This window comes from [Mycobacterium] manitobense (assembly GCF_025821665.1).
Lineage (GTDB): Bacteria > Actinomycetota > Actinomycetes > Mycobacteriales > Mycobacteriaceae > Mycobacterium > Mycobacterium arseniciresistens.
Genome location: NZ_JACKSJ010000169.1, coordinates 1 through 5,815, shown reverse-complemented (window position 1 = coordinate 5,815; position 5,815 = coordinate 1). Strand labels below are relative to the sequence as shown.

At 69.6% G+C, this 5,815-nt stretch carries 7 protein-coding genes; 5 read left to right on the top strand and 2 right to left on the bottom strand.

The genetic code is table 11. The features are described 5' to 3' along the window. The first annotated feature begins 37 nt into the window (after positions 1-37). The gene (locus tag H7I41_RS20270; RefSeq protein WP_264014413.1) at positions 38-430 is read left to right on the top strand and encodes a DoxX family protein; all 393 of its coding nucleotides are present in this window, start codon (positions 38-40) and stop codon (positions 428-430) included. Positions 431-440: 10 nt separating this feature from the next. Here H7I41_RS20270 and H7I41_RS20265 read toward each other — a convergent pair whose 3' ends face one another. Further along, positions 441-1,025: a hypothetical protein gene (locus H7I41_RS20265; RefSeq protein ID WP_264014412.1), complete on the bottom strand. Its 585-nt coding sequence runs from the start codon at positions 1,023-1,025 to the stop codon at positions 441-443. Between the two features lie 91 nt (positions 1,026-1,116). Between H7I41_RS20265 and H7I41_RS20260 the strand changes: the two genes are divergently transcribed. The 3 genes from H7I41_RS20260 to H7I41_RS20250 are packed head-to-tail and all read left to right on the top strand — an operon-like array spanning position 1,117 to position 3,737. Then, positions 1,117-2,412: an adenylosuccinate synthase gene (locus tag H7I41_RS20260; RefSeq protein ID WP_264014411.1), complete on the top strand. Its 1,296-nt coding sequence runs from the start codon at positions 1,117-1,119 to the stop codon at positions 2,410-2,412. Then, positions 2,409-3,044 carry a PaaI family thioesterase gene (locus H7I41_RS20255; protein WP_264014410.1) on the top strand — a complete coding sequence of 212 codons (636 nt, stop codon included), beginning with the start codon at positions 2,409-2,411 and terminating at the stop codon, positions 3,042-3,044. The genes H7I41_RS20260 and H7I41_RS20255 overlap by 4 nt, the downstream gene beginning before the upstream one ends. An 18-nt stretch (positions 3,045-3,062) precedes the next feature. Further along, on the top strand, positions 3,063-3,737 hold the full coding sequence (locus tag H7I41_RS20250) for a hypothetical protein (protein WP_264014409.1): 675 nt from the start codon (positions 3,063-3,065) through the stop codon (positions 3,735-3,737). On the opposite strand, the gene H7I41_RS20245 is transcribed toward H7I41_RS20250, so the two are convergent. After that, positions 3,734-4,489, bottom strand: a complete 756-nt coding sequence (locus H7I41_RS20245; RefSeq protein ID WP_264014408.1) for an SDR family oxidoreductase — start codon at positions 4,487-4,489, stop codon at positions 3,734-3,736. The genes H7I41_RS20250 and H7I41_RS20245 overlap by 4 nt on opposite strands. A 100-nt stretch (positions 4,490-4,589) precedes the next feature. Between H7I41_RS20245 and H7I41_RS20240 the strand changes: the two genes are divergently transcribed. After that, complete coding sequence (locus H7I41_RS20240; RefSeq protein WP_264014407.1) at positions 4,590-5,624, top strand: hypothetical protein; 1,035 nt, start codon at positions 4,590-4,592, stop codon at positions 5,622-5,624. Positions 5,625-5,815 lie beyond the last annotated feature (191 nt).

Genomic DNA, 5,815 nt, shown 5'->3' with positions numbered 1-5,815 from the left:
GCCGCCGGTCCCGGCCGGCCCGCCGCCGTCGACGCCGCTGCGCACTGCGGCCCGGCTGCTGCTGGCCGGCGCGATGGTGTTCGCCGGGGTGAGCCACTTGTTCTGGGCACGCAAGGACTTCCAGGCCCAGGTGCCCGACTGGGTGACCAGGGCCGCGCCGATCGACGCCGACGGCGTGGTGGTGGCGTCCGGCGCCGTGGAGATCATGCTGGGCGCCGGCCTGGCCGTGCTGCGACGCGACCGGGTGCTCGTCGGGCGCTTGTTGGCGGCGTTCTTCGTCGCGGTGTTCCCCGGGAACATCGCGCAGTACCTCGGCAAGCGCGACGCCTTCGGGTTGGACTCCGACCGCAAGCGCCTGGTCCGGCTGGTGTTCCAGCCGGTGCTGGTGGCCTGGGCGCTGTGGTCGACCGCGGTACCCAGGTCGCGCTGAGGCCGGCGGGTCAGCCGACCCGCAGCCAGCCCGTGGTGTGCCGATAGAACGTCGAGCGTTTCACCGGCCGCGACGCCGCGACGCCGTCGCGGGTCAGCAGCGCCCCTGAGGTGCCGAGCTGTACGGCGCGCCCCGACACCCAGCCGCGCGGGCGCCCGCGCGGCGAGAGCACCGCGGCGCGCAGACCCGGCAGCGCCGCCGTCGGTTCGATCCGCACCCCGTGGACGTCGCCGTCGAACAGCACGGTGTCGTCGACGACGGCCTCGCCGACGAGCACTGTGCCTTCGGGGGAACCTGTCCACGACGCCGTTCCGACCAGCGCGGTACCGGTGTCGTCGCGGATCAGCGGCACCAGCGTCGCCGGCGCGGTCAGTGCCCGCCTCACCCCGAACCGGCCGGCGACGGCGACCTCGACGTCGAGCCGGTCGGCGCGCAGCAGCCGGGTCAGCACGGCGGCCAGCTGCGCATCGTCCCCGCGCACGACCACCCGCCTGCACCGGTCGACCTCGTCGAGTTCGACCGTCGGCAGCATCCGCAGCGGCCGCGGCGCCGGCCGGTCGCCGCAGCGCAGCACCGCGACGTCGGTGGTGGTCAAGGAAAGCTCCTCGCAAACGGGTATGTGTCCGGTCGGATAAGGTAGCTCACCGGCTGCACACGTCATTTTCACGCACTGAAGCGGAGAAGCCATGCCGGCAATCGTGCTCATCGGCGCCCAGTGGGGCGACGAGGGCAAAGGAAAGGCCACCGATCTGCTCGGTGGGCGCGTCCAGTGGGTCGTGCGGTACCAGGGCGGCAACAACGCCGGGCACACCGTGGTGCTGCCCACCGGCGAGAACTTCGCGCTGCACCTGATCCCGTCGGGCATCCTGACGCCCGGGGTGACCAACGTGATCGGCAACGGCGTCGTCGTCGACCCGGGGGTGCTCCTCACCGAGCTGAGAGGGCTCGAGGACCGCGGCGTCGACACCGACCGGCTGCTCATCTCGGCCGACGCCCACCTGCTGATGCCGTACCACGTGGCGATCGACAAGGTGGTCGAGCGATACGCGGGCAGCAAGAAGATCGGCACCACCGGCCGCGGCATCGGACCCTGCTACCAGGACAAGATCGCGCGCATCGGCATCCGGGTCGCCGACGTGCTCGACCCCAACCAGCTGACCGAGAAGATCGAGGCGGCACTGGAACTCAAGAACCAGATGCTGGTGAAGATCTACAACCGCAAGGCCCTCGACGCCGCCGAGGTGGTGGAAAATCTGCTGGCCCAGGCCGAGGGGTTCACCCACCGCATCGCCGACGCCCGGCTGCTGCTCAACGCGGCCCTCGAACGCGGCGAGACGGTGCTGCTCGAGGGTTCGCAGGGCACGCTGCTCGACGTCGACCACGGCACGTATCCCTTTGTCACGTCCTCGAATCCGACGGCCGGTGGCGCATCGGTCGGATCGGGTATCGGGCCAACCCGCATCACCACGGTGCTCGGCATCCTCAAGGCCTACACCACCCGCGTGGGATCGGGTCCGTTCCCGACCGAGCTGTTCGACGAGTACGGCGCCTATCTGGCCAAGACCGGCGGTGAGGTCGGTGTCACCACCGGGCGGCCGCGGCGCTGCGGCTGGTTCGACGCGGTGATCGCCCGGTACGCCACCCGCGTCAACGGCATCACCGACTACTTCCTGACCAAGCTCGACGTGCTGTCCAGCCTGGAGACCGTGCCGGTGTGCGTGGGCTACCGGGTGAACGGCAAGCGCACCGACGACATGCCGATGACGCAGTCCGACATCGCCATCGCCGAACCGATCTACGAGGAACTGCCGGGCTGGTGGGAGGACATCTCCACGGCGCGCGAATTCGACGACCTGCCCGCCAAGGCCCGCGACTACGTGCTTCGGCTCGAAGAGCTTGCCGGCGCCCATGTTTCGTGTATCGGCGTCGGCCCGGGACGTGAGCAGACGATCGTGCGCCGCGACATCCTGGCGGGGGCATGACAGACGACCCGCGGCTGGTCGATCCCGAATACGACAGGCACGGCGGGTTTCCCAACTTCGAACGCGCCGATCCCGGGCCCGGTTTCGCACGGTTCCTGACCGCGATGCGCCGCGCCCAGGACCTGGCGGTGTCGGCCGCTCCAGACAGTGAGACGTGGGAGAAGGCCGCCGAGCACGTCGAGGCGCTCGTCGAGTTGCTCGACCCGTTCGAGGCCGCCGAGGGCGTCGGCCCAGCCAACCGGGTGCCCGAGCTGCCCGGCGCGGGCAGCCTGTTGATGGCGCCGTACCGGGTGACGAAGTTCGACGCCGAGGCCGTCGAACTGACCGTGCAGTTCAGCCGCTTTCACGTCGGCGGCAACTACGCGGTGCACGGCGGGGTGCTGCCGCTGATGTTCGACTCGGTGTTCGGGATGGTCATCCACGCCACCGGCAGGCCGATCAGTCGCACCGGCTTCCTGCACGTCGACTACCGCAAGGTGACGCCGATCGACACCACGCTGACCGTGCGTGGGTGGGTCCGCGAGGCGCAGGGCCGCAAGTCGTTCGTCAACGCCGAGATGCGCGATCCCGAAGGGAATCTGCTCGCCGAGGCGAACGGCCTGATGATCAGATTGCTGCCCGGACAGCCCTGAGCGTGACACCATGACCGCGTGGCCGAATCTCACCTGCGCAGGCTGACGACGCCCAAGGCCGCGGCGGCGGCGGGGGTGCTGTTCGCGCTGTTGTTCGGCGCCGCACTGATTCTCATCCGCACCGCGCTTCCCGAGGGTGGCGCGCCGGGTTCGCAGTGGGTCGACGGGGCCAGTGGCAGGCTGCGGTGGGCATCGGTGCTGATGCCGTTCGCGGGCATCGCCTTCCTGTGGTTCATCGGCGTCGTCCGCGACGGACTCGGCCGCTACGAGGACAAGTTCTTCGCGAGCGTGTTCATCGGCAGCGGACTGCTGTTCCTGGCGATGATGTTCACCACCGTGGCGGTCGGGGAAGGCCTGATCGCCACCAGGGCGGTGTCGGTGGATTCCGCGATGCACGCCGAGGTGGTGGCGTTCGGGCAGACACTGCTCAACACGCTGAGCAAGACCTATGGCGTGCGGATGGCCGCGGTGTTCATGATCTCGCTGGCGACGATCTGGCTGCGCACCGGGCTCATGCCGCGTCCGCTGGTGTACGCCACCTACCTGGTGGCGGTGGCCCTGCTGCTCGCCGGTGACGTGAGTGCGTGGCTGGTGCTGGCGTTCCCGGTGTGGGTGCTGCTGGTCAGCGTGCTGCTGCTGGCCCGCGCCGGTGTGGTGCACTGGGGCGACCACGAAGTGGGCGAGCGGCGCTAGCCGCCTGCGGCCAGCCAGTCCTCGAATGTCGTTGGGGCGATGCGGAAGTCGTCACCGGGCAGCATGACGTTGCCGGCCATCGACTCGTCGAACACGCCGTTCCAGGTGGGGATCAGCTTCACCTCGCGCCCGCGCATCGCCAGGGTGCGACGGGCCATGTCGACGAGATCCTGCGGGTCGGGTCCGGCGACGTCGACGTAGCGGCCCCGCGGTTCGCCGACCGCGATCTCGGCCAGCACGGCCGCGATGTCGTCGGGCGCGATGGGCTGGACGAGCAGCGGTGCGATGGTGGCCGTGCCCTCGTGCTCGGTCCACCCGACCGCCAGCTCGGCGAAGTCGTGGAACTGCGTCGCGGGCACCACGGTCCACGGCACCGAGACGCCGTCAACGCCTTCGGCGATCAGCCGCTCCTGTTCGCGCTTGCCCGCGTAGTGCGCGTTGCCCTCGAGGCGGTGCACTCCGACGATCGACAGCAGGACGTGGTGGGCGACCCCGGCGCTGGCCTCGGCGCGCAGCAGGTTCGCGGTGATGGTGCCGAAGTAGGCCACCGTCTCGGCGGCACTCACCGGTGGGGAGCTGACCGTGTCGATCACCGCGTCGACGCCCGCCAGGGCGGCGTCGAGGCCGTCGCCCGACAGCAGGTCGACGCCGAGGGAGCGGCTGATCCGCACCGCCTCGTGACCGTCGCGTTCGAGGGCCGCGACCGTCCGGGCTCCGATGTTGCCGGTCGCACCGGCTACTGCGATCCGCATGGGACACCTCCTGGACAGCCCCTTTCGAGGCTAGAAGCCGGCGCTCGGCGGGACAAGACCACCGCGTTTGGTGGAAGCCGTCCTGGGTAGCCATAAAGAGATGTCTGGGGTCACATCATCGTCGATTCTGGTCATCGCTGATCCCGGGGTACCGGCGGCGATGGCCGAACGGCTATCAGAATCGCTCCCGGAGGTGCTGCCTGAAAGCACCTCTGCGCAGCGCCAGTGGGACGTGTCCGTCCGTAGGGACGCATATGCGATCGACGAGCACGATGATGTCTCTGACGTCGTCCGCACCATCGACCCGGCGGGTGAGGACGCAGACATCGTCCTCTATCTGACGGATCTGCCACGGCGGACGGAAACGACGCCGACGATCGCCGACATCAGTGTGCAGCACCGGTTCGCGGTGATCTCCATCCCCGCGATGGGTGGCGTGCGCATCCACCGCCGGGTACGTGCGATGGCGACGACGGCGGTGGCCGAGATGCTGCAGTCCGGCGAGCCGGACAATTCGGCGAAGCGGTTGACGCGCACCGAGGAGGGCGGCGTCGTGCGGTACTCCGCGCCGTCAACGCTGTCACGGTTGCGACTTCTCGCCGGAATGGTCTACGCCAACCGCCCATGGCGGTTGGTGTCGGGGATGTCCAAGGTAATGATGGCGGCGTTCGCCACCGGGGCGGTGAGCCTCGCCTATCCGACGATCTGGCAGCTGTCCGACACCATGGGTCCGTGGCGGCTGATCGCGGCGACGATACTCGCCACTGCCGCAATGATCGCCTGGCTGATCCTGGACCACGAGTTGTGGGAACGCCCGCATTCGGCCGATGAACGGGAACGCGCGAGGCTGTACAACGCAGCGACCGTCATCACGCTGACGATCGGCGTCGCCATCTTCCATGTCGCGCTGTTCCTGCTGTTGTTGGTGACCGCCTGGTGGACGATCCCGCCGCAGTTGATAGCTCAGAACATCGGCCATCCGGTCGAACTGTCGACCTTGTTGCTGCTGGCGTGGCTGGTGGCCGCCATCGCGACCCTGGGCGGTGCCCTCGGGTCGGGGATGGAGGATGACGAGGCCGTGAAGTCGGCGGCCTACGGCGTTCGGCAACGCCAGCGGTTCGACAGGGAGAACTGACGGCCGCCTAGCCTCACGGTGCCAGCTGCACCACCGGCGCAGGGTCGAGCACCGGCGGCGCGAGCGGCTGCAACACCGGCTCGGCAGGCGGATCGGCCGGGGCAGGAGCGGGTTCGGCCGGGGCGGGGTCCGCGGGTGCCGGGTCGGCGGGTGCGGCCGGCGCCGTATCCGCGGGGGCGGGAGCCTGTGGC